At 68.1% G+C, this 23629-nt stretch carries 12 protein-coding genes and 6 pseudogenes; 12 read left to right on the plus strand and 6 right to left on the minus strand.

What is annotated here, in order from left to right; genetic code table 11:
• The 4 genes and pseudogenes from nirB to GTV32_RS00020 all read left to right on the plus strand — a co-directional run.
• A pseudogene (gene nirB / locus GTV32_RS00005) lies at positions 1-1820 on the plus strand (nitrite reductase large subunit NirB); the annotation flags it as partial.
• The gene (nirD, locus tag GTV32_RS00010) at positions 1817-2236 is read left to right on the plus strand and encodes a nitrite reductase small subunit NirD (RefSeq protein ID WP_161058433.1); all 420 of its coding nucleotides are present in this window, start codon (positions 1817-1819) and stop codon (positions 2234-2236) included. The pseudogene nirB and the gene nirD, both read left to right, overlap by 4 nt.
• A pseudogene (locus GTV32_RS00015) lies at positions 2233-3409 on the plus strand (uroporphyrinogen-III synthase). Before nirD ends, GTV32_RS00015 begins: the two are co-directional and overlap by 4 nt.
• Positions 3406-4116, plus strand: a pseudogene (locus GTV32_RS00020) (sirohydrochlorin chelatase); the annotation flags it as partial. The pseudogenes GTV32_RS00015 and GTV32_RS00020, both read left to right, overlap by 4 nt.
• 91 nt (positions 4117-4207) lie before the next feature.
• Here GTV32_RS00020 and GTV32_RS00025 read toward each other — a convergent pair.
• Positions 4208-4588, minus strand: a complete 381-nt coding sequence (locus tag GTV32_RS00025; protein WP_343287148.1) for an MGMT family protein — start codon at positions 4586-4588, stop codon at positions 4208-4210.
• A pseudogene (locus tag GTV32_RS00030) lies at positions 4515-5314 on the minus strand (alpha/beta fold hydrolase). The gene GTV32_RS00025 and the pseudogene GTV32_RS00030 overlap by 74 nt, the downstream one beginning before the upstream one ends.
• Before the next feature lie 94 nt (positions 5315-5408).
• Here GTV32_RS00030 and GTV32_RS23970 point away from each other — a divergent pair.
• From GTV32_RS23970 to GTV32_RS00070, 7 genes and pseudogenes are all read left to right on the plus strand, one after another.
• Positions 5409-8981: pseudogene (locus GTV32_RS23970) on the plus strand (ATP-dependent DNA helicase).
• Positions 8974-12366, plus strand: coding sequence for a UvrD-helicase domain-containing protein (locus GTV32_RS00045; protein ID WP_161058435.1), 3393 nt, complete (start codon positions 8974-8976; stop codon positions 12364-12366). Before GTV32_RS23970 ends, GTV32_RS00045 begins: the two are co-directional and overlap by 8 nt.
• A 37-nt stretch (positions 12367-12403) precedes the next feature.
• Positions 12404-13474: a potassium channel family protein gene (locus GTV32_RS00050; protein ID WP_161058436.1), complete on the plus strand. Its 1071-nt coding sequence runs from the start codon at positions 12404-12406 to the stop codon at positions 13472-13474.
• Positions 13471-14415 carry an NAD(+) diphosphatase gene (gene nudC / locus GTV32_RS00055; protein WP_343287149.1) on the plus strand — a complete coding sequence of 315 codons (945 nt, stop codon included), beginning with the start codon at positions 13471-13473 and terminating at the stop codon, positions 14413-14415. The genes GTV32_RS00050 and nudC overlap by 4 nt, the downstream gene beginning before the upstream one ends.
• 64 nt (positions 14416-14479) lie before the next feature.
• Positions 14480-14764, plus strand: a complete 285-nt coding sequence (locus tag GTV32_RS00060) for a mycoredoxin (RefSeq protein WP_161058437.1) — start codon at positions 14480-14482, stop codon at positions 14762-14764.
• A gap of 89 nt (positions 14765-14853) precedes the next feature.
• A complete protein-coding gene (locus GTV32_RS00065; protein WP_161058438.1) occupies positions 14854-16914 on the plus strand; it encodes an ATP-dependent DNA helicase UvrD2 in 2061 nt (686 codons plus the stop codon).
• A 564-nt stretch (positions 16915-17478) separates the two neighbouring features.
• Positions 17479-17768: pseudogene (locus GTV32_RS00070) on the plus strand (WhiB family transcriptional regulator).
• 149 nt (positions 17769-17917) lie between these two features.
• Here GTV32_RS00070 and GTV32_RS00075 read toward each other — a convergent pair.
• From GTV32_RS00075 to GTV32_RS00085, 3 genes are all read right to left on the minus strand, one after another.
• The gene (locus tag GTV32_RS00075) at positions 17918-19234 is read right to left on the minus strand and encodes an AarF/UbiB family protein (protein WP_161058439.1); all 1317 of its coding nucleotides are present in this window, start codon (positions 19232-19234) and stop codon (positions 17918-17920) included.
• Between the two features lie 79 nt (positions 19235-19313).
• Positions 19314-20249: a hypothetical protein gene (locus GTV32_RS00080; RefSeq protein ID WP_237421454.1), complete on the minus strand. Its 936-nt coding sequence runs from the start codon at positions 20247-20249 to the stop codon at positions 19314-19316.
• A 122-nt stretch (positions 20250-20371) separates the two neighbouring features.
• On the minus strand, positions 20372-21841 hold the full coding sequence (locus tag GTV32_RS00085; protein ID WP_161058440.1) for a zinc-dependent metalloprotease: 1470 nt from the start codon (positions 21839-21841) through the stop codon (positions 20372-20374).
• Positions 21842-21929: 88 nt separating this feature from the next.
• On the opposite strand from GTV32_RS00085, the gene GTV32_RS00090 reads away from it, so the two are divergent.
• Positions 21930-22970 (plus strand): PDZ domain-containing protein, encoded by a 1041-nt coding sequence (locus tag GTV32_RS00090; RefSeq protein ID WP_161058441.1) that lies wholly within the window; start codon positions 21930-21932, stop codon positions 22968-22970.
• Positions 22971-22983: 13 nt separating this feature from the next.
• Here the strand turns inward: GTV32_RS00090 and GTV32_RS00095 are convergent, their stop codons facing one another.
• On the minus strand, positions 22984-23604 hold the full coding sequence (locus tag GTV32_RS00095) for a PPA1309 family protein (protein WP_343287150.1): 621 nt from the start codon (positions 23602-23604) through the stop codon (positions 22984-22986).
• Positions 23605-23629 lie beyond the last annotated feature (25 nt).

Below are 23629 nucleotides of genomic sequence, written 5' to 3' on the forward strand. Positions count from 1 at the left end.
GCGCGATCAACTCGCCCGCGACGCGGGCCTGGCCGTCGGTGAGCGGGGCGGCGTACTGGTGGACACGAACTGTCGAACCGACGACCCCGACGTCTACGCGATCGGCGAGGTGGCCGCGGTGGAGGGTCGGTGTTACGGGTTGGTCGCGCCGGGGTACAGCACCGCCGAGGTGGTCGCCGACCAATTGCTCGGCACGCGCAGCACCTTCCCGGGTGCCGACATGTCCACCAAGCTCAAGCTCCTCGGCGTTGACGTCGCCAGCTTCGGTGACGCCATGGCCACCACCGAGAACGCTCTCGAGATCGTCTATCACGATGCGGTGGCAGGCAGGTACGCGAAGGTGGTCGTATCCGACGACGCCACCACGCTCCTCGGCGGCATCCTGGTCGGCGATGCGTCGGCGTATGCGATGCTCAAGCCGATGGTGGGTCGCGAGATCCCAGGAGACCCGGCCGCCCTGATCGCTCCTGCCGCCGGGCCCGGGGTCGGTATCGACGCGCTGCCCGACGATGCCGAGATCTGTTCGTGTAATGGGGTTTCCAAGGGATCGATCTGCTCGGCGATCGCGGCGGGCGCATGTGAGATAGCCGACATCAAGAAGGCGACGTGCGCCGGGACCACCTGCGGTGGGTGTCTGCCGAGCGTGAAGTCGCTGCTCGCCGCATCGGGTGTCGAGCTGTCCAAGGCGCTGTGTGAGCATTTCGGGCAGTCGCGCAGCGAGTTGTTCGAGATCGTCTCCGTCACCGGAATCCGTACGTTCTCCGAACTGGTCGAGCGGTACGGGACGGGTCAGGGATGCGAGATCTGCAAGCCGACGGTCGCCTCGATCCTGGCGTCCACGTCCAGCGATCACATTCTCGACGGGGAGCAGGCCGCTCTGCAGGACACCAACGACCACTTCCTCGCGAACATGCAGAAGAACGGGTCGTACTCGGTGGTGCCGCGGATGCCGGGTGGGGAGGTCACCCCGAACAGCTCATCGTGATCGGAGATCGCCCGCGACTTCGGTCTGTACACCAAGATCACCGGTGGTCAGCGGATCGACCTGTTCGGGGCGCGGGTCGATCAGTTGCCGGAGATCTGGCGCAGGCTCGTCGACGTAGGGATGGAATCGGGCAGGCGTACGGGAAGAGTCTGCGCACCGTGAAGAGCTGCGTCGGGTCCACCTGGTGTCGGTACGGGTACAGGACTCCGTCGGCATGGCCGTGTTCCTGGAGAATCGCTACCGCGGACTCCGGTCGCCCCACAAACTGAAGTTCGGGGTGTCGGGCTGCGCACGCGAGTGTGCCGAGGCGCGCGGCAAGGATGTGGGCGTGATCGCCACCGAGAACGGGTGGAATCTCTATGTCGCCGGCAACGGCGGCCAGAGCCCGAAGCACGCGCAACTCCTGGCCAGTGGAGTGGATGACCAGACCCTGGTCGCATACATTGATCGGTACCTTATGTTCTATGTCCGTACTGCCGACCGGCTGCAGCGCACCGCGCCGTGGCTGGAGTCGTTGGAGGGCGGTCTCGATCATCTGCGTGCGGTGGTCTGTGATGACAGCCTTGGACTGGCCACCGAGCTGGAGGCGGCGATGGAAGCACACGTCGCCGGGTACCGCGATGAATGGGCCGCAGTACTCGACGACGAGGAGAAACTGAAGCGCTTCGTCTCGTTCGAACGCGCCCGACGTGGTCGACCGACGATCCGCTTCGCCGACGCCGATCGGAAGGTGCCGGTGCTGCTCGACATGCCTGCGATGCCGCCACGTGCGACCGGACTGCAACTCGCGGTCAATGACGTGACCGAACCCGAACGTGAAGGAGTGCCGACGTGATCCTCGCTCATGAACCCGCCGAACCCGGGACCCATCCCGACGCGGTGCCCGGGCAATGGGTGCGGGCCTGTGCAGTGGCCGATCTGGCGATCGGCCGGGGTGTCGGGGTCCTCGGCCCGGGTTTCGAACAGGCCGCACTGTTCCGCGTGCCCGCGGTGGAGACCGATCGGGAGGCGGTCGTCGGCCGCACGCGGCTGTATGCGATCGGCAACATCGATCCGTTCTCCCACGCCGCGGTGCTCTCGCGCGGGGTGACCGGTGACCGTTCGGGTGAGCCGACCGTCGCGAGTCCCCTGGGCAAGCAGGTGTTCTCGTTGCGCACCGGGCTGTGCATCGACGACGAGACGACGTCGGTGGCGAGTTATGCGGTACACATCGTCGACGACATGGTCGAGGTGTTCTTTCCGCGCCGATGAGCACAAACAAGAACACCGCATCCCCTGACGACACGGAGAACCTGCCGCTGGCCGGTTTCACCATCGGCATCACGCTGCACGCCGGGCAGATGAGTTCGCGGCACTGTTGACTCGTCGGGGAGCCGAGATCATGGCAGCACCGACGATCCGGATCCTGCCGCTGACCGACGACACAGAGCTCGAGCGGGTGACGAGGGAGATCATCGTCGACCCGCCCGACCTCATGGTCGCCACCACTGGCATCGGGTTTCGGGGCTGGGTGGAGGCGGCCGACGGATGGGGAAGCGCGGAGTCTCTGATCGACGCGCTCGGGAAGAGTCGCCTGATCGCCCGCGGACCCAAGGCAAGGGTGCCATCCGCGCGCCGGGCTGCGGGAGGAGTGGTCTCCGGAGAGCGAGTCGTCGTCGGAGGTACTCGACCGGCTGCTCGAGCAGGGCGTCGACGGGGTGCGCATCGCGGTGCAGTTGCACGGGGCGACCACCGAGTGGGAACCGTTGCCGGATTTCTGTGCGGTGCTGCGGGCCGCCGGGGCCCACGTGCTGCCGGTGCCCGTCTACCGCTGGAACATGCATCCCGACGTCGATCGCATCGACCGGATGGTCGGCGCCGTCACAAGGGGTGACCTCGACGCCATCACGTTCACGAGTGCGCCGGCGGCGGCCGCGATCCTCACCCGCGCCAAGGAATTGGGAAAGCTCTCGCCGTTCGTCCATGCCATGCGCACCGCGTACCGGTGATGTGTGGGGGTCGGTCACGGCTGGACCGCTCGAGGCCTTGCAGATCCCGACCATCTATCCGAAGCGGTTCCGCCTCGGTGCGCTGGCGCGGCTGATCACCGAAGAGCTTCCGCGACGCAGTCACAATCTGCGGATCCACGGTCACGACACCGCCATTCGTGGTCAGGCCGTAGTCGTCGACGGCGAACTCCGCGATCTGTCGGCCACCAGCCTGAGTCTGCTCAAGGCCCTTGCGACGGTTCCAGGTCGGGTCGTCTCGCGCCAGGAACTCCTGACGGGCCTCCCCGGTGACAGCTGCGACACGCATGCCGTCGAGGTGGCCGTCGCACGGCTACGAAACGCGTTGGGGGACCCCAAGATGATCCAGACGGTGGTGAAGCGGGGGTATCGACTCGCGGTCGATCTGGAGTACGACGGAGAGGACGATCCCGAATGACGCGCAGGAGCAGTGACCCGATCTTGCCTGAGGGTGATCGACTCCGCGACATCAGTCCGGTTCTGGTCGCGCATGGGACCCGAAATCCTCTCGGAGTCAACGTGATCGCTCAGATCGCCGAGGCTTGTGAGCGAGCGGATCGGCACCACCCGGACCGCCTTTGTCGACGTGCTCGGACCGACGCCCGCCGAGGTGATCGCGGACGTCGATCGTCCCGCAGTGCTCGTCCCCGCCTTCTTGGCCTCGGGATATCACGTACGCAAGGACATCCCGCACCATGTCGCGGCAGCGGGGCGGCCGGATACGGTGATCACCCGGCGCTTGGACCGGACCCTGGGATCGCTGCGTGGCGCGGCTCCGGTTGATCGAGGCGGGTTGGCGGCCGGAGATGCCGTGGTGCTGGCTGCGGCCGGATCATCCGACGAAAGTGCTTGTGGTCAGGTTCATCTCGCGGCCCGTCAGCTGGAATCTCTCATCGGGGGCGGGTCGAGGTCGGATTCATCACCACCTCGTCGCCGTCGGTGCCGGAGGCGCTCGAGCGTGCCTCGCGGAACGGTCGCCGCGTGGTGATCGCAACGCATCTGCTGGCGCCCGGGCTCTTCCACGACCGGTTGCACACCTACGGTGCTGACGCCGTCGCCGATCCACTCGGCGCCGACCGTCGTATCGTCGATCTGATCGTGACCAGGATGCGGGCCGCGGTCAGCCGTATCGCCGTCGGCAGCCGGTGCGCTGAAGGTCCTTGTCGCGCAGTGGGATCTCGATACAGCCGGCTCGCCTGGCGTCTCGAGACCACCCTCACCGGCCCGGGACGTCCCACCGACACTCCCGCAGCACAACCTTTCCGTCGCGCACCGGAACTCCCTCGCCGAGTAGGCGTTCGAGTTGTCGGCCGGCGAGATGTGCGGCAGGTCTTCCGCTCGCGGAGATCACCCGATGCCATGGCAGATCGGCCGAATCGGTCCGCATGATCCATCCGACGATCCGCGGACTGGACAGGCCGACGGCCGCGGCGAGGTCGCCGTAGGTGGTGACCTGGCCGACCGGGATCGCGGCCACCAGGGCGCGTACCTGCTCGACCTCGTCCTCGGTGACCGACGCCACGTCAGGCCCGATCGAACATCGACCGAATCGTGCGCGCGGTGAGCTCGGGAGCAAGGAACGGCACCATGTGTTCACAATCGGCGTGCACGATCTCGACCGTGTCGGACGTTGCGAAGTGCAGGCTTCGAGGAAGGCGGGTCGGACGAACGGGGGATCGACGCGATCTGCGACGACGATGGTGGTCGGCACACCGGCCGGCGGCAAGGCGGCGTCGCGGGCCATCTCGCTCCACGCCGTCGCGGCCGCCGGTGCGGACACACGCCAGCCGACCCGTCGGTCTGCGTTGTCGATGAGGTGGTCGTCGATCTCCTTGTCCAGCAGATCTTCCGGGACGTCGGACCATCCTTCTGCGCGCTTTGCCGCCTTTGCCGCCACCGCGTCCGTGTAGTCCCAGTGCTCGAGGCTGTCGGTGGCGACCTCGAGCGCCATGGCGGGGTCGAGCCCCTGGGCCGGGTCGAGCAACACCAGTCCGCGGACGGAGTCGGTGCCCAGCTGCCGGGCGAGACGCACCGCGATGGCGCCCCCGAACGAGTGCCCGACGATCACGAATGGGCGGGCGGCCACCGCGACGTACCGGTCGACCACATCGACCAGTGACGCCACATGTGCCTCGAACGACCATGGCGGCACCCAGGTGGAATGTCCGTGTCCGAGGAGATCGGGAGCAATCACACGCAGGTCGGCGAGGTGACCGGCGGCGAGCGACTCCCAGCGTTTCCCGTGCCCGGTCAGTCCGTGGATCGCAAGGACATGCGGCGCTTCCGGCCCCTCCGGCCCGAAGACGTAGGTGGTCAACGACATGGCTGCCATCCTGCCGCATCTCTGGTGGGCCGTCGCCTGGGGATCGCGGGGTCGTGGCAGAACCGTTGTCGTTGTCGCGTGATTCCATAGGGGCATGGCACGACGCGTCGATTCCCCGCCCGGGACCGGCACCGCGCTACGCACGCGACTGGTCGCCCCCGGGCCGGCGCCGACGACGTCGCCCGGCGATGGCCTGCCGAAGTGCAGGCCGCGATCGGTGAATGGACCTCGGCGGACCCTGGACGGCCGTGGTCGCCGATCCGTGTGCATGGCGGCCCGGGGACGGGGAAGACGTCCCTGATCGTCGATGCCGCGGTGTCCCGGCTCGTCCGTCGGGGGTCGATCCCGAGTCGGTGCTGGTGTTGGCCTCGTCGCGCCGCGCCGCGGGATGCTCCGCGAGGAGATCACACGGCGTGTGTTGGCGGCATCGGGGAGCGACGATGGCGAGGGCGCGGGTCAGGCGCTGCGAGAACCCTTGGTGCGCACGGTGCACTCCTACGCGTTCGCCGTCCTCCGGTTGCAGGCATCCGCGCACGGGAATCCGCCGCCCGCCTGATCACCGGCTCCGAGCAGGACATGGTGTTGCGGGAGTTGCTGGCCGGTGACATCGAGGACGGTGCGGAGTATTGGCCCGATCGGCTGAGGCCGGCACTGGGCACCGATGGGTTCGCCCAGGCGTTGCGCGATCTGATGATGCGGGCGGCCGAACGCGGGGTCGGCCCCGAGGAACTGACCGCGCTGGGGCGCCGCCATCGCCGCCCGGAGTGGGTGGCGGCGGGCCGGGCGTACGGCCAGTACGAGCAGAACATGCTGTTGCGCGGCGCGGTCGGAGCGGATTCTCCCGGTGCGTCGGCACCCGCGGTCGATGCCGCGGAACTCGTCGGGTCGGCGTTGTCGGCCTTCGCTACCGATCCCGAGCTCCTCGCCGGTCAGCGTCGGCGAATCCGGCATCTCCTGGTCGACGACGCGCAGCATCTCGATCCCCAGGCAGCGGCGCTGGTGACGTTGATCGGAACCGGCACCGATTCGACGATCGTCGCCGCCGACACAGATCAGTCGGTGTTCGGATTCCGAGGCGCGAGCCCGCGGTTCGCCGACGACCTCGCCGAGCGAGGTTCCGGCCGAGACATCGTGCTGGCACAAGGCTTCCGGAATGATCCGGCGATCGCCGCGGTCGGGGCCGCGCTGGCCTCCCGGCTGCCGGGAGCCCGCCCACATCCGTATCCCGCGGGGCCGGAGTCGGGGCCGGCCGGCACCGAGCCGGTCGAGGACCCGCTCGGCGGCGCAGAGGTGAGGGTCTTCAGCTCGGCCGCCAAGGAGGCGACGGCGGTCGCCGATCTGTTACGTAGAGCGCATCTGTTCTCCGGGGTCCCATGGTCGCGGATGGCCGTGATCGTGCGTTCGGTTTCGCTGGCGCTACCGGCTCTGCGGCGCGCGTTCCGTTCGGCCGGAGTCCCCGTGACCACGCCGACCAGCGATCTGCCCCTGCACCGTCAGCGTGCCGTCGCGGCGTTGATGCAGGTCTTGCGTGCCGTCGCGGCGCGGGGGTTGTCCGACGACGAGGCTGTCGAGGAGTTCGGGGTGGAGGAAGCGGTCGCACTGTTGTCCGGCCCGGTGGGCGGGGCCGACCCGGGTGCCATGCGTCGGCTGCGTCGGGGCGTCCGCCGGTTCGACGAGCGGACGGGCGACGGTGGTGCGGCGACAGATTCGCTGATCGCGTTGCGTCGCGCGATCCTCGACCGCGACGAGGCCGAACGTTACCTCCGAGCTCTCACCGACGCCGAGGCCCGCCCGCTGGTCCGTGTGCTGGAGGTGGTCGACGCTGCTCATCGGACCGATGCGGCGCGGCGCAGCGTGGAGGAGACGCTGTGGGCGGCCTGGCAGGCGACCGGACTGGAGCGTCGGTGGATGGCCGGCGCGATCCGCGGTGGGCCGGCAGGGGAGCAGGCTGACCGGGATCTCGACGCGGTGATGGCGATGTTCGAGGCCGCCGCCGGGTTCGCCGACAATCTTCCGGCGGCCGGCCCGGCGGGTTTCGTGCGGTACCTCGGGGCATTGCAGATTCCTCGGGACAGCCGTGTTCCGGGCGCTGGTGCCGAGGCCGTCACCGTGTTGTCGGCGCATGCCGCCGCCGGTCGTGAATGGGATGTCGTCGCGGTGGCGGGGTGCTGGACGGTCTGTGGCCGTCGCTGCGAAGTCGGGGCAGTGTGTTGGGTACCGGCCAGTTGGTCGATCTCCTCGACGGCGTCGATCCCGAGGCATTGGACACGGTGGCGCGCAGCACGTCCGCGCTGGCCGACGAACGGCGGCTGTTGCTGGTGGCGTGTACGCGGGCGCGACGGCGACTGCTGGTCACGGCGGTGGAGGACGGCAGCGGTGACGCCTCGCCGTCGCGGTTCGTCGCGGAGATAGCCGATGCGCTCGCATCGCGTCGCGCCTCGTCCGATGCCGTGGAGGCCGAACCGGCGGAGCCGTTTGCGGAACTGCCGTTGGACCCGGGAGTCGACCGGGTGCTCTCGTTGCCGTCGTTGATCGCGACGTTGCGTTCCGCGGTTGTGGCCGGCGCCGGGAGCGGAGCGAGCGGGCCGGATGTGATCGGCGCCGGGAGCGGAGCGAGCGGGCCGGATGTGATCGGCGCCGGGAGCGGAGCGAGCGGGCCGGATGTGATCGGTGCCGGGAGTGGAGCGAGCGGGCCGGATGTGACCGGCGCCGGGAGTGGAGCGAGCGACGCGCGTACCCGTGCGGCCGCGGAACTGCTTGCCGAGCTTGCCGATTCCGACATTCCAGGGCCGCACCAAAGGATTGGTACGGGCTGGCCGGACCGAGTACGGATGCGTCCCTGTGGACTCCCGACCGCGGGCCGGTGATGTTGTCGCCGTCGAACGTGGAGTCGTTGACACGATGTTCGTTGCGCTGGGTCCTGGAACGACATGGCGGGCGCGACGGTGACGGCACGCCCGCGTTGACCGGAACCCTGGTGCACACTCTGGTGCAGGCCGTGGCCGGCCAGATCGAACCGGCCGAGGTGACAGCGGCGCTGCGCGGGATCTGGGATCGCGTCGACACCGGGGCGGCCTGGTATTCGGTTCGGGAGCTCGAGCGGGCCGAGGCGATGCTCACGAATTTCCGTGACTGGCTGCGGCTCTCGCGTGACGAGTTGTCGGAGATGGGCGTCGAGGCGGAGATCGACGCGACGTTGCCTGCCGGGTCACCGGAGGCCGATCCCGAGGGCGAGGCGGGGGTGCCGGTACGCCTGCGCGGCCGGATCGACCGGCTCGAGCGAGATCGTGACGGCCGGCCGGTGGTGGTCGACGTGAAGACCGCGAAGACCGCGATCACCAAGGCGGACGCGCAAGATCACGCACAGTTGGCGACGTACCAACTCGCGTTGGCGCTCGGCGGGGTCGAAGGCACCGGAAACGCGGACCCCGGGGGCGGCCGTCTCGTCTACGTCTCGGCGGCGAACCGGAACAGCGGTGCCACCGAGCGGGTCCAGGAGCCCCTCACGGCCGAACGAGTGGATGAGTGGATAACGGTGGTACGCAAGGCAGCCCGGGCCAGTGTGGGACCGCGTTTCGCCGCGACGCTCAACCCGGGATGTGCCCACTGTGCGCTGGCCACCAGCTGCCCGGCGCAACTGCGCGGCAAGACGGTGATCGATGACTGACCGAGACGGGCGGCGGAGGATCTCCGCGGTGTCGCTGGCGGCCGCACTCGGGCTGCCCACACCCACCCCGGAACAGGTGGCGGTGATCGAGGCGCCCATGGAGCCGATCCTCGTCGTGGCCGGTGCGGGTGCGGGCAAGACGGAGACCATGGCGGCCCGGGTGGTGTGGCTGGTGGCCAACGGCATGGTGGCGCCCGATCAGGTGTTGGGTCTGACCTTCACGCGGAAGGCGGCCAGTGAGCTGGGAGCACGTATCCGGCGGCGTCTGTCGATGCTGGCGGCCTCGCCCGCGTTGCGGAACTGGGATCCCGATGGTTCCGTTGCCGCACGGTTGAGCGGTGGTGATCCGGAGGTGAGTACATATCACGCGTACGCGGGTCGGCTCATCGCCGATTACGGTCTGCTGCTGCCGGTGGAACCGAATTCGACGCTGTTGTCGGAGACCGAGCTGTGGCAGATGGCGTTCTCGGTGGTCGCGAACTGGACCGGGGAGTTGCAGACGAAGAAGGTCCCGGCCAGTGTCACCGAGGCGGTGCTGAAGCTCTACGGCGAGATGGCCGAGCACCTCGTCGACATGGACGACCTGCGACGTGCCGGAGACGACCTGTACCAGTTGATCGATACGTTGCCGAAAGGACCCCGTCAGCGCGACACACCCACTCAGGCGCTGCTGAAGGTACGCGACGTCATCGACGAGCGCCGCGAACTGATCCCGATGGTGGAGGCGCTCTCGGAGTCGATGCGTGCGGCCACCGCCCTCGACTTCGGCAGCCAGATGTCGCTGGCGGCTCGACTGGTGATGCGAAATCCCGAAGTGGTTGCCGCCGAGAGAGAATCGTTCAGAGCGGTGTTACTGGACGAATATCAGGACACCGGTCACTCGCAGCGAATCCTGCTGGCGACACTGTTCGGCGTGGCGCCGGCCGGCCGGGTATCGAATCCGAGACGTGGAACTGACGTCGTCGGCAGCGTTGCCGTGACGGCGGTCGGCGACCCCATCCAGTCCATCTACGGGTGGCGAGGTGCGTCGGCGGCCAATCTACCCCGGTTCGCCGATGACTTCCGGCAGTCCGACTCGTCGCCCGCGGTTCGGCTGGAATTGCTCACCAGCTGGCGGAATGCGGTGCACGCGTTGCGGCTCGCGAACGAGACGTCGGACGAGCTCCGTCGTCGGGGCATCCCCGTCAGCGTGTTGCGGCCACGTCCGGACGCTCCGCTCGGCTCGGTCCGCCTTGCCCTCACCGAGACCGTCGTCGACGAGCGGAACTGGGTTGCCGGTCACGTGGAACGGCACTATCGGGAGGCGGAGGCGGCCGGCGAGGTTCCGCCCACCACGGCGATCCTGGTGCGACGCAACGAGGATTCCGCCCCGTTGGCCGCGGAGCTGGAGAGTCGGGGAATCCCCGCGGAGGTCGTCGGCATCGGTGGCCTGCTGCATGTGCCCGAGATCGAGGACATCGTCGCGATGTTGCGGGTGATCGCCGACCCGATGGCCGGAACTGCGGCGATGCGGCTACTCACCGGTGCCCGATGGCAGCTCGGCGCAGGTGACCTGGCAACTCTGTGGCGGCGCGCCACCGAGTTGGCCGCGGTCGAATCGTATGGATCAACCGGTGTGGTGGCGTCGCGGGAGGAGCTCGACGATGCCCTCGATGCGGTCTTGCCCACTGAGATCGTCGATCGCGCCGGAATCGCGGATGCCATCGTCGATCCCGGCGACGCACAGCGCTACAGCGCGCAGGGATACGCCCGGATCCGTGCTTTCGGCGCGCAGCTCGAGTCGTTGCGCCGCCGGATCGGACAGCCGCTTCCCGAACTCGTCGCCGACGTCGAACACACCATCGGGGTGGCGGTGGAGGCGCAGATCCGAGCGCATCGCATGCGTGGTGCGATCACCGGACGCGAGCATCTGGATGCGTTTGCCGACTACGTGACCGCCTACGCTGACCGGCCCGGAGCGAATCTCCCTGGGCTGCTGGCATTCCTGGACACCGCGGAGACCATCGAGAAGGGTCTCGAACCCGGTCGGATCGAGGTGGCCGAACAGCGGGTGCAGATTCTCACGGTGCATGCGGCCAAGGGGCTCGAGTGGGATGTCGTGGTGCTCCCGCATCTGTGTCAGGGCATCTTTCCCGGTGGTCGTGCCGACACGACCTGGCTGGGCAGCGCCAAGGAGCTGCCTGCCGCGTTGCGGGGCGATCTCGCCGACGACGCCGATGCAGAAGGCTTCCCGGCGCTGGATCTGCGATCGGTGGCCGATCGCAAGGAGCTGGAGGCGACGCTGACCGAACACAAGGAGGCGATCGGGCAGCGCAGGCTCGAGGAGGACCGTCGGCTGCTCTATGTCGCCCTGACCCGCGCGAAACACGAGCTGTTGATCTCGGCACATCACTGGTCCGAGACGGGTGACAAGCCTCGGGGTGGTTCACCGTTCTTCGAGGAGATCCGGACGATCATGGCGGCTTCCATCGCCGATCCTGATGTGGATTCGACCGACATGGTGATCGACGTCGACGCGCCCGACCCGGTCGATGACGCGGTGAATCCCTTGGCCGAGCGCATCGTCAGTGAGCCGTGGCCGCGGGATCTGCTCGGCGAGCGTCGCGATGCCGTGACGGCCGCGGCCCGATTGGTCCTCGACGCCGTCGCCGACCGGGACGCGCCCGCGTTGTTCGATGCGCAGACGTCCGAGCGGCTGCCCGGCGACGAGGACGACGAGGAGATCGCCGCGTGGCGCGCCGAGGTCGCCGCCCTGCTCGCCGAACATCACAGCACCAACCAGGCCGAGGTAGACGTGGAGCTGCCGACGCACCTGTCGGTGAGCCAGCTCGTGGAGCTCGACACCGACGAGGCGGCCTTCGCGCGACGACTGCGGCGTCCGACGCCATACCAGCCCAACCCGACTGCCCGGCGAGGTACTGCTTTTCACGCCTGGGTCGAGCGTTGGTTCGGCGCGACGCGTCTGCTCGACGTCGACGAGTTGCCGGGCGCCGCCGATGCGACCGCGTCACCCGACACCGACCTCGATCAACTGCGTGAGGCGTTTCTGGCGTCCGGGTGGGCGCAGCGCAGCCCGACCGAGGTCGAGGTGCCGTTCGAGACGGTGATCGGTCCGACGGTGATCCGCGGCCGCATCGATGCGGTGTTCGCCGAACCCGGCGGGCGGTGGCTGGTGGTCGACTGGAAGACCGGGTCGGTGCCGGAACCCGCGCGCCGTGAATCGCTTTTCGTCCAGCTCGCGGCCTACCGCATCGCGTGGGCACAGTTGGCCGGCGTCCCGCTCGAGAACGTGCGCGCCGCGTTCCACTATGTGCGGTCCGGTTTCACGCTGGAGCCCGACGACCTGCCCGATCGGCCCGCGCTCGCTGCAATGCTGGCGAAATGAGCTAGATTCCACTCGTGAGCGAACGGCGGTATGGCTGATGCGATCCAGGGGGTTTCGGCGACGCCTGCGGTCCGAGGAACTCGCGGACAGCCCCGACTATGCACTCGTCGGAGTCGTCCGGATTCCGGAACTGCAGCAGAGTCCGGGCAGGGCGATCGGCAAGCGGGTGGTCTTCGCGGTTTTCGCGCTCTTCGCGACCTCGATCATCGTCTATCTCGACCGCGACGGATACCGGGACGTCCAGGAGAACTCGCTGTCGTTTCTCGACGCGATGTATTACTCCGCGGTGACCCTCTCGACCACCGGGTACGGCGACATCACCCCGTTCACCCCGTCCGCCCGACTGATCAACCTTCTGATCATCACACCGTTGCGCGTGCTGTTCCTGATCGTCTTGATCGGAACCACACTGGAGGTGCTGACCGAACGGTCGCGGCAGGCGCTCAAGATCCAGCGTTGGAGGAACAGCGTGCGTAATCACACGGTCGTCATCGGTTACGGCACCAAGGGTCGGACCGCGGTGGACGCGATGATCGGCGACGGCATCAAGCCTGCCGAGATCGTCGTGGTCGACTCGGACCCGAACATCCTGGAGGCCGCTGCCGCCGATGGCCTCGTCACCGTGCGCGGCGATGCCACGAAGTCCGACGTGCTTCGGCTCGCGGGTGTCGCGCACGCCGCGAGCATCGTGGTCGCCGCGAACCGCGACGACACAGCGGTGCTGGCCACGTTGACCGCGCGGGAACTGAATCCGCGAGCAAAGATCGTCGCGTCCATCCGGGAATCGGAGAACACCCATCTCATGCGGCAGTCGGGTGCCAACTCGGTGGTGGTGTCGTCGGAGACGGCAGGCCGTCTGCTCGGTATCGCGACCATGACTCCGTCGGTGGTCGAGGTGATCGAGGATCTGCTGACGCCGGATGCGGGGTACGCGATCGCAGAACGCGAGGTCGATCCGACCGAGACGGGTGGATCACCCGTGCACACCCGTGACATCGTGCTCGGGGTGGTGCGCAACGGGGTGTTGCATCGTGTCGACGACAGTGAGGTCGAGCAGATCGAGGCAGGAGACAGGTTGCTGTACGTGCGCAAGGGACAGTCCGAGTGATCGGGGATCAGTTCGTCCTCGACCAACCGCCGCTGCTGTCGCGAGCGACGTTCGACCGTGCCGACGAGGTTCGTGACGATCCGGCCCGCATGCAGGCGGGATGGCCGGCCGCCAAAGTGTTGCTGGTCGACTCCACTGGCCGCTACCCGGTGGCCGACGGCGGTGGTCTGCACTGGATGGCCGCGGTCGACCTCGGCCCGGAGCCCCTGGCAGATGCGGTCTTCCTCGGTGTCTCACCGGGCGGCAATGATCTCTGGGCGCGGCGTGTCGATCACATCGACGGTCCCACCGACGACCCGCGTCGCGGTGCCCACGGCCTGGACGCCGACGAGGCCGGGCTCCTCGCCACCGCGCTGGGCATTCTGAATTGGCATGCCACAGCACGCTTCTCGCCTGTCGACGGGTCGGCGACGGTCCCGGCGCGAGGCGGCTGGGTGCGGCGGCACGTCGACACCGGGGCAGATGAGTTCCCGAGAACCGATCCCGCCATCATCACGGTCGTGCACGACGGTGGCGACCGGGTCCTTCTCGGTCGGCAGGCGATCTGGCCCGACGGCTGGTACTCGACCCTGGCGGGTTTCGTCGAACCCGGAGAGTCGCTCGAACAATGCGTCGCCCGCGAGGTCCACGAGGAGGTCGGCATCACCATCCGCGAACCTCGCTATCTCGGCAGTCAACCCTGGCCGTTCCCGAGGTCGCTGATGCTGGGATTCGCGGCCATCGGCGACCCTGACGAACCGCTGGCGTTCTTGGACGGCGAGATCGGCGACGCCGTATGGTTCGACCGCGCCGAGGTCATCGATGCGCTCGAGGAGGGCGCCGAGTGGGTGCGTGCCGACGGATCGGTCGGCACGGGCACCGACGAGCGCAGGCTGCGCCTGCCGGGGTCGATCTCCATCGCGCGATCGCTCATCACGGCATGGGCGTACGCGGACCGCTGACGGCTGGAGGGTCGGCGGTCGGCTCGCCGGGAACACTGCGCCGTTTCGTGCTGTTATGGGTGACATGAGCAATGTGATCGACGACGACGCCTCGGCCCGGGTCTCCGACACCGGCGAACTGACGATGTACACCACCAGCTGGTGTGGATACTGCGCACGCCTGAAGACGGGGCTGAAGAGCCTCGGGGTCACGTGGCAGGAGGTCGACATCGAGCTCAACCCTGATGCGGCAGAGTTCGTCGGCAGCGTGAACGGCGGAAACCACGTCGTCCCGACCGTGTTGTACGCCGATGGCAGTACGGCCACCAATCCGTCGATCGCCGATGTCAAGGCCAAGCTCGGCGTCTGATCTCTGTCCCCTCTGCGCCGACCGGGCGCAGTTTCTCGACGATTGTGCGTGACGGTCGGGTGTCCGTGCCGGATGGCATAGTGAACCGGGTGCCCGATCTTCACCGCATCCTCGACGGCCTCGACCCCGAGCAGCAGCGGGCGGTACTCGCCCCCCGCGGCCCGGTGTGTGTGCTGGCCGGAGCCGGAACCGGCAAGACGCGGACCATCACCCGTCGCATCGCGCATCTGATCGACAGCGGACAGGTGAACCCGAGCCAGGTGCTCGCCGTCACGTTCACCACGCGAGCGGCCGGAGAGTTGCGTTCGCGGCTTCGGTCGCTGGACATCGCCGGACCCGGCAATTCGGTTCAGGCGCAAACCTTTCACGCGGCTGCCCTACGGCAGCTCCGCTATTTCTGGCCGCGCGGACTGAGCTGGGAACTGCTCGACCACAAACTCCCGCTGGTCGCCCGCGCCGCCCGCCACGTCGGCCTGACCACGACCAGCGAGTCGTTGCGGGACCTCACGTCGGAGATCGAGTGGGCCAAGGGGTCTCTCATAGCGCCCGGCGACTACGCCGCGCGGGCGGCCGCGGCCGGTCGCGACACGCCGTTCCCGCACGACATGGTGTCCGCCGTCTTCGACACCTACGAAGCCGCGAAACGTGATGGTGCACATCTGCTCCTGGATTTCGACGATCTGATCATCTACGCGGGCGAGCTGCTCCGAGAGAGCGATCACGCAGCTGATTTCCGTTCGCGCTATCGGTGTTTCGTCGTCGACGAGTATCAGGACATCACGCCGATCCAGCAGCGGTTGCTCGAGACGTGGCTGGGGGAGCGCGACAACCTGACGGTGGTCGGCGATGCGAACCAGACCATCTACTCCTTCGCCGGCGCGACAGCGAAGTACCTGTTGGACTTCACGCGTCGCCACCCGGATGCCACCCTGGTCCGTCTGGAACGTGACTACCGCTCCACCCCTGAGGTGGTCTCGCTGGCGAATCAGGTCATCGGCGCGGCGACCGAGCGGTCACCGGGAACCCGGCTGGAGTTGGTGGGGCAACGACCGCGGGGCCCGGTGCCCCGCCCGGCCGAGTTCGCCGACGACGTGCGTGAGGCGAACGGTGTTGCCGCGCAGATCAAACACCTGGTCAACTCCGGTACCTCACCATCGGAGATCGCTGTGCTCTATCGCGTCAACGCCCAGTCCGAGCGGTTCGAGGAGGCGCTCACAGAGGCCGGCATCCCATATCAGGTGCGGGGTTCCGAGGCGTTCTTCATGCGTACCGAGATCGGGCAGGCGATGCGCAATCTCGAGGCCGCCGCCGGCCGCGACGATCTTCCGCCCGACGCCGACACCACGCGGGTGGTGCGCGCGGTTCTGGCGCCGCTTGGTCTGAGTGAGACCGAACCAGCCGGCCCGACAGCGAAGACTCGATGGGAATCGTTGCGTACCTTGATGGCCGTCGTCGACGAGATCATCGCCGATCAGCCGGGTATGACGCTGCGACGCCTCGTGGGTGAGTTGTCGCTGCGTGCCGGTGAGCGGCACACCCCCGCGCAGGTGGGTGTCACACTGGCGTCGCTGCACGCGGCGAAGGGGCTGGAGTGGGATGCGGTCTTCCTGGTCGGACTCACCGAAGGGTCGGTTCCGATCACCCAGGCGATAGACCACGGCGACGATGCGATCGAGGAAGAACGTCGTCTGTTCTACGTCGGCATCACCAGGGCCCGCGAGCACCTTTATCTCTCGTGGAGCCTGTCGCGATCGGGGGCCGGACGTGCCACGCGCCGGCGCACCCGGTTTCTCGACGGTATCGACCTCGATCCGAACCGGAGTGGACGGTGCACGGTGTGCGGCGCCGAACTGGTGAACCCAGAGTCTCGGGTGCGGGGACGCTGCGCGAGCTGCCGTATCGAGGATCGTGACGAATCGTTGGTGTCCGCGCTGAAGGCCTGGCGCGCCGACCGTGCCCGGCAGCGCGGAGTGCGGGAGTCGGCGATCCTCACCGACGCGATGCTCGACGCGGTGGCGGACCAGCGCCCGGTGGATGCCCGCTCCCTCGGCGCGATCCCCGGGATCGGACCGACGAAACTCGAGGAGTTCGGTCGAGAACTCCTCGGCCTCGTGAACGGCCCTGGGTTGAGTAGGTCCGTGCGAGCGTAGCGAGTACGCGCCATATCGAGCCCGGGCCGTATCGAAACCCGCTGGTCAAAAATAGGTTGTGCGAATTTTGCCGCACCCCTAGTCTGGATTGGTCAGCACGGGGCGCTACCTGTTTGTCCGTAACGGGTCGCCTCACATGTGGAAGCCTGCGAGCACGGAAAGGAGCGGATCAGTGAACGGAATCAACATTCAGGCGAGCGTCAGCGTGCCTGTGGCGATGTCTTGGGCGTCAGCCGACTTCGTCGGTATCGAACTCCGTCGCGACCGCTCCTGTGTCGACCTGACCCCCGTGCGTCCGACGCATGCGCCCGCCGCAGCAGTAGCGCTCGCAGATCCGGCAGTCGCCGGTGCGCGAGCCGCCCAGCGGTTCCCCGTGCAGATACGAAGTCTGCGGAGAAGTTAACTCCGCACCTTTCGGGCCACGGGCGAATCGCAGACGCGAACCCGTGGCCCTTGTCGTAGATGATCGAGATCGAGTTCATCCCAGCGGATGAGCATCATGTCGTCACCTTCACATCGAGGACTCCGGGTTCACACCCAACACGAGCAGATGTGGAGAGCAAGATGACCGTCGATTGCGTTCTCGAATCCTGTCTTTCGGCGGACCGCGTGTCGGTCGGCGGCCTGGACCTGCCCTGCCAGGTGGCCGACGCCGATCTGTGGTTCGCCGAGGACCCCCGAGATCTGGAGCGGGCGAAGGCAATGTGTGCCGAGTGCCCACTTCGCGAGGCCTGCCTGCAGGCTGCGCTGGATCGAGCCGAGCCCTGGGGGTCTGGGGCGGTGAGATCCTCGATCGCGGCACCGTGATCGCGCGGAAGCGCCCGCGCGGTCGGCCGCGGAAGAATGCCGCCTGATGCGTGAGCTGAGGGCGCCCTTCGTGACGCTTCGCTCGTTCCTCGCGAGGCTCCTCAGGGGGCGGGAAGTGTCGCGTGCTTTTCGCGAGGCTCCTCAGGGACCTGACTTCAGGCTCCCTGAGGAGCGAGCGTGCGAGCGTCACGAAGGGTCACTCGGCGAGACCCGGCACCCACTTCTCCATGATCGCGCGGTACGGCGCGTTCGCCTCGAGTTGTGAAGCGATGCCGACACATCCGGCGAGTACCCGAAAGACCATCACATAGTTCTTGGGCACGTTCAGGTTTCGCGACGTCTTGTACACATCGCCGCGGACGTCGGTGGCCTGGCCTGCGGCCCGCTGCATCCACTTGCGGGTGAAGTGGAACGACTCGGTGTAGAGCGGATCGACGTAGGGCTTCAGGTACGCCTCGATGTCGGCGGCGCTCACCCGATCGGCATGCGATCGGCGGATGAAATCCGTTTTCACCATCAGCTCTTTGAGCTCTTCGTACTGCTGGTCCCGGGCCAGCCGCAGGATGGGCCCGGTTTCCGGCGGCAAGCCGTTGGGGTAATGGCCGACCGCACCGAAGTCGAGGATGCCGAAGCGGCCGTCGTCGGTGAGGAAGAAGTTGCCCGGATGGGGGTCGCCGTGCAGGAGTCCGACCCGGAAGGGTGAACTGACCTCGAAGGTGGCCATCTTCGCCGCGGCACTGTCGCGGGTCGCCTGATCGCCGTCGGTGATCACCTTGGACAACCGCGTGCCGTCGATCCATTCCGAGACAACCACTTTCGGTGCGCTCGCCACCACCTTGGGAACCAGGAAGTCGGGATCGCCGTCGAAGGCCTTGGCAAAGGCGCGCTGGTTGTCGGCTTCGCCGAGATAGTCGAGCTCCGCCTCCGTCCGGTCGATGAGCTCGTCCATCATCGCCCTGACGTCGGTGCCCGGCGACAGCTTCTGGAGCAGCCCCGACATCCGGGACAGTGTCTTCAGGTCGGCCTTGAGCGCGTGGTCGGCCCCCGGGTATTGCACTTTGATGGCGACGGTCCGGCCGTCGGACCAGACCGCCTTGTGGACCTGGCCGATACTCGCCGATGCGGCGGGCTCGTCGGAGAACTCGCGGCACCGATCGCGCCACTTGGTGCCGAGTTGCTGGTCGAGGACCTTGTGCACCTTGGATGCAGGCAGCGGCGGCGCCTCCGCCTGCAGTTTGGTCAATGCCTCGCGGAATGGCTCCCCGAACTCGTCCGGGATGGCGGCCTCCATGATGGACATGGCCTGGCCGACCTTCATGGCGCCACCCTTGAGCTCGCCCAGCACGGCGAAGAGCTGTTCGGCGGCCCGCTCCAGCATCTCCTGCTGGACTTCGTCCTTGTCTCTGCCGACCATGCGTTTACCGAGACCGGCCGCTGCGCGTCCGGCCATACCGATGGGCAGTGACGCCAACTTGGCGTTGCGTCGTCCCTGCCCCCGAGTGATGTCGCTCATAGCGTCCTTTCCCCACCTCAGGATAGAGGACGGCCGTTCGCGGCGGCCCCCACACCCGGTGGTCGGGCTGCTGCCGTGGTCAACCGGCCTGCGCGGCGATCGGATGGCACTCGCACAACGGGTGCGGCGGCCATTCGACCACGGTGAGCCTTGCCGGATCTGCGTGGAATTCCAAAGCGCGGTTCAGCAATTGGGGTGTCGAGGTGGTCGGAGCGCCGGCCCAGAGTGCCCCCGCGAGCTGCTCGATCTGTTCGTGGGTGAGGGCGGCCGTGCTGCGGATGGTGCCCGCGCTGGCATATCCCGGCTGCCGCACCATCTGTGCCGCCAGCAGCGGCCAGTCCGGTTCCATCGTGGTGCGATGGTGATCGGCGCATCGGAGGCAACTCGACAGGCCCGGCAGCACGAGCGGACCGATGACCCCCACGCCATCCCGGACACGCACCTGCAGGTGAGGGATGCGGGCGGCGGTGAGCCCGTTGACGACGGCCGGATCGTGGACCAGGAAGTCGGTGAGCACCACCAGATTCGCATCCCACCCGTCGACCGCGTCATTCGGTCGACGGGCCGAGCGGCGCGGCACCATCCCGACCTCGGCGAGCGATGCGGCCAGCAGGTCGGACAGGGGCCCGCGGCCGTGCAGACGGATGCGCAGCGTGGACGACGATCTGCCGTTGTCGGTGGCGATCGCGTGGCCTGCCGCGGTGAGCCGGCCGACGATGGTGGCGAGATCTGTGGCGGTCAGCCCGATCGCCCGTGCACGCCGCACCATCTCTCCGCGCGCCCGGGGTTGCATCAGGTCTCGTAACAGCGAGGCGACCGCGTCCGCTCGGACCGGTGAGCTGAGTTCGATGATCAGACTGCGATGCGGGTCGCTGCCGACGTGGACGCGGTTGCCCGGCCGGACCAGGACCGGCGTTCCCGGGCGCACCAGAGGAAGGCTGATCGGCAATTCGGTGGTTGGCCGGGAAACCTCCCGGGCCGCCCGGGACGAGCGTCGGGAGCTGGGATCGGGCATGGCGTCACTCTGCCACCCCCGGACCACGTCTGACGCGATGCGGAACAGGTTGTGCACAAGCGGGATCGCCTGTGATCAAGACGGTTGCGGTGGTGAGGATACGTCCGCTACCGCCGCCGCGATCACGACGTGCCGGACTCGCGGGGCGGGTCGTCGGAATCGGGGGATTCCGGCGGCGTCTGGTCCTGTGACTCCTGCGCCGCGCGCTCCTGGGCGAGAGTTGCCTCGAGCTGGGCGATGGGGTCGTCGAACGAACTGGCTCCGCCGCCGATGACGCCATCGATGAAGGCTGCAGGATGGTCGAGATCGTCGGCGTCAGGCATCAGGTCCGGATGCGCCCACACCCCGTCGCGAGTCGAGATGTCGCCTGCTTCCAACAACTGCCGCCAGAGCGCAGATGCCTCCCGCACCTTGCGTGGCCGCAGTTCCAGGCCGACGAGCGTCGCGAAAGTCTGCTCTGCGGGACCGCCCGTGGCGCGCCGCCGCCGCATCGTCTCGGTCAGCGCGGCCGCGCTGGGGATGCGGTCGTGGAAGGCTGCCGACACCACCTGCTCCACCCAGCCCTCGATCAGGGCGAGGAGGGTCTCGAGCCTGGCGAGCGCCGCCTCCTGCTCGGGTGTGGTGGTCGGCTCGAACGATGCCGACGACCCGATCAGCTCTTCGAGCTTGGACGGGTCGGACAGGAGTTCCTGCGGGTCGATCCCGGTGGCCATGTCGGCGATACCGCTGAAGTCGATGCTGATGCCACGCGCGTACTCCTCGACCGTGGACAGCAAGCGCTGCCGGAGCCACCCGACATGGGTGAACAGACGCACGTGTGCGGCTTCGCGCGCGGCGAGAAAGAGGATGATCTCCTGCGCGGGCTGTTCGAGCCCTTCGGCAAAGGTCGCGATCGCTTCGGGCAGCAACACCGCGGTGCCCTCGGAGGCCAGGGGCAGGCCGACATCGGTGGAGGTGAGCACCTCCTTCGCGAGCTGGCCGAGCCCCTGGCCGAGCTGGGTGCCGAAAGCCATCCCGCTCATCTGGGTCAGCATGCCCATCATCGGGCCGGCGAACTGGGCGGCCTCGGCGGGCAGGTTCTGTTCCCACGTGCGCGAGAGCTGGGTGGCGACCGGATCGCAGAGGCGCTTCCACGTCGGCAGGGACTCCTCGAGCCACGTCACCGGTGTCCACGCGACGGCCTGCCGCACCCCGCCGGGGAAGGTGGTCACGTCGTCGAGCCAGACGTCGGCCAGTCGGACCGCGTCGGCGACGGCCTGGGTCTCCTTGTCGAGAACCGGCGTGAAATCGCCGATCTGCTGACGCGCGAGGTTCGTCGCGACCTGGTAGTTGACCGGACCGCCGCCCGCGCCGGGCGCCATCCCGGCTCCCATGCCGCTGAACATGTTGCCCAGCTGGGAGAACATCTGGCCGAGCTGAGACGGGTCGAAACCCTCGGCGCCGCCCATGGCGAAACCGAACGGGTTCTGCGCGTTGCCCGGATCGCCGGAGGTCGCGTCGTCGCCGGACTTGTCCGCGCGACGCTTGTCCTCGCCGCGGCGCTCGTCATCGTCGTCGCCGGAGGGGGAGAACCCGAAGGGCAGATCACTCATGGCTCCACGGTACCGCCCGCCCGGCGTCGCGGCGTTCGCCTTGAGCGTAGGCAGCTCAAGGCAGAAGCGGTCCGTTACTGTGAGCGGAATGAGCTTGCAGCCCGGGCATCGTCGGATAGCGACCGTCGCCGTCACCGCGCTGGTCTTCGTCGCACTGCTGTTCGTCGGGACGACCGTGCAGGTGCCGTTCGTGGCACTCGGCCCCGGCCCGACCGTGAACACCCTCGGCACCCTCGACGACAAGTCCGTCGTCGACATCACCGGTACGCCCACCGATCCGACGACCGGAAATCTGAATCTGACGACGGTCTCCGTCACCGACGGCATGTCGATGTTCCAGGCCCTCGGGATGTGGATGTCGGGCACGTACACGCTCGAGCCGCGTGACCGCCTGTACCCGCCCGATCAGTCCCCGGACGACGTGCGGCAACAGAACCAGCAGGAGATGACGGGATCGGAGGACAGCGCGACCGCCGCTGCGCTGCGATATCTGCACCGGCCGACCAAGGTCGTGGTCGTGTCTGTCGCCCCCGATGGTCCGTCTGCCGACGTGCTCCGGCAGGGCGATCAGGTGCTGACGGTCGCCGGCAAGCCGGTGTCGACGACGGCCGAGATGCAGGCGGCGGTCAAGGGGAATGCCCCCGGCACCGCAGTTCCCATCGAGATCGATCGCGGCGGGGCGAAGCAGACCGTGACGGTCACGCTCGCGGCCCGACCGGACGATCCGAAGGTCGGTTACCTCGGGGTCACGCCCGAAGTGGTGAATGCCGATCCGGCACTGAAGATCTCGTACAACGTCGGTGACATCGGCGGCCCGTCGGCCGGGATGATGCTGAGTCTGGCGGTGATCGACCGGCTCAGCCCGGGCGAACTGACCCACGGCAAGTTCATCGCGGGGACCGGGACCATCGACGAGGCCGGAACGGTCGGCCCGATCGGCGGCATCACACACAAGACCCGCGCTGCGCGTGACGCGGGTGCCACCGTCTTCCTCGTCCCGCAGCGCAACTGCGCCGAGGCCGCCTCGGATGTACCCGACGGGCTCACCCTGGTGAAGGTCAACAATCTGCAGGGAGCCGTCGACGCGCTCGGCGATGTGGGCGCAGGGCGTCCCGCGCCGCATTGCTGAGGGGCCACCGCCGTCAGCTGTCGGTTCCGTCGTCGAGCGTGTGTGCCAAAGCGGCGCGCAGATCGGTGGCCAGATCGGCATGGGTGAGCAACTCGATGCCGGCCGTTTCTGTATCCGCCTCGGGACGGAGTTGCATCAGGGCCAATGTCCGCCCGCCGCGCAGCGCCCCGACGGCGAGCCGGGCGGGACGGGCATCGGGGTGAGCGTCGGCTGAGGCGCGCAGGACGGCGTCGCCTCCGGTGAGGTCTTCGGGGTCGCCGACAACCTGCAGGAATGCCGAATCCAGGTCGGCCTCGGCCTCCGGGGGCAGTACCAGGATCTCCTGGACGAGCGCCGCCCCGGCCACCGGCGCGGGCCAGGTCGTCGTCGCCAAGATGCGCTCGAGGTCCGCGGTCCCGGCTGTTCCGAAATCGATTTCCAGGGGCTCCTGCGCGATCGGGCTCAGCTCCGAGTCGTCGTCGGGATCGATCAGATCTGGCTGGACCTGCGCGAGGGTGGCGGTCGGGACCAGGGCGAAGAGGAGAGGAGGCTGATCCCAGCCGCTCTGGTCGACGAACGTCACGATGTCGCTCAGGGCGCGGCCCAGCGGGTCGGGTGCGAGCGTGTCGGGCGACGATGAGGGCTGATCGGTCACCGGTCCATCTTGCCGTGAACCGACG

It is taken from the genome of Gordonia sp. SID5947, assembly GCF_009862785.1.
In the GTDB taxonomy this organism is placed as follows: domain Bacteria; phylum Actinomycetota; class Actinomycetes; order Mycobacteriales; family Mycobacteriaceae; genus Gordonia.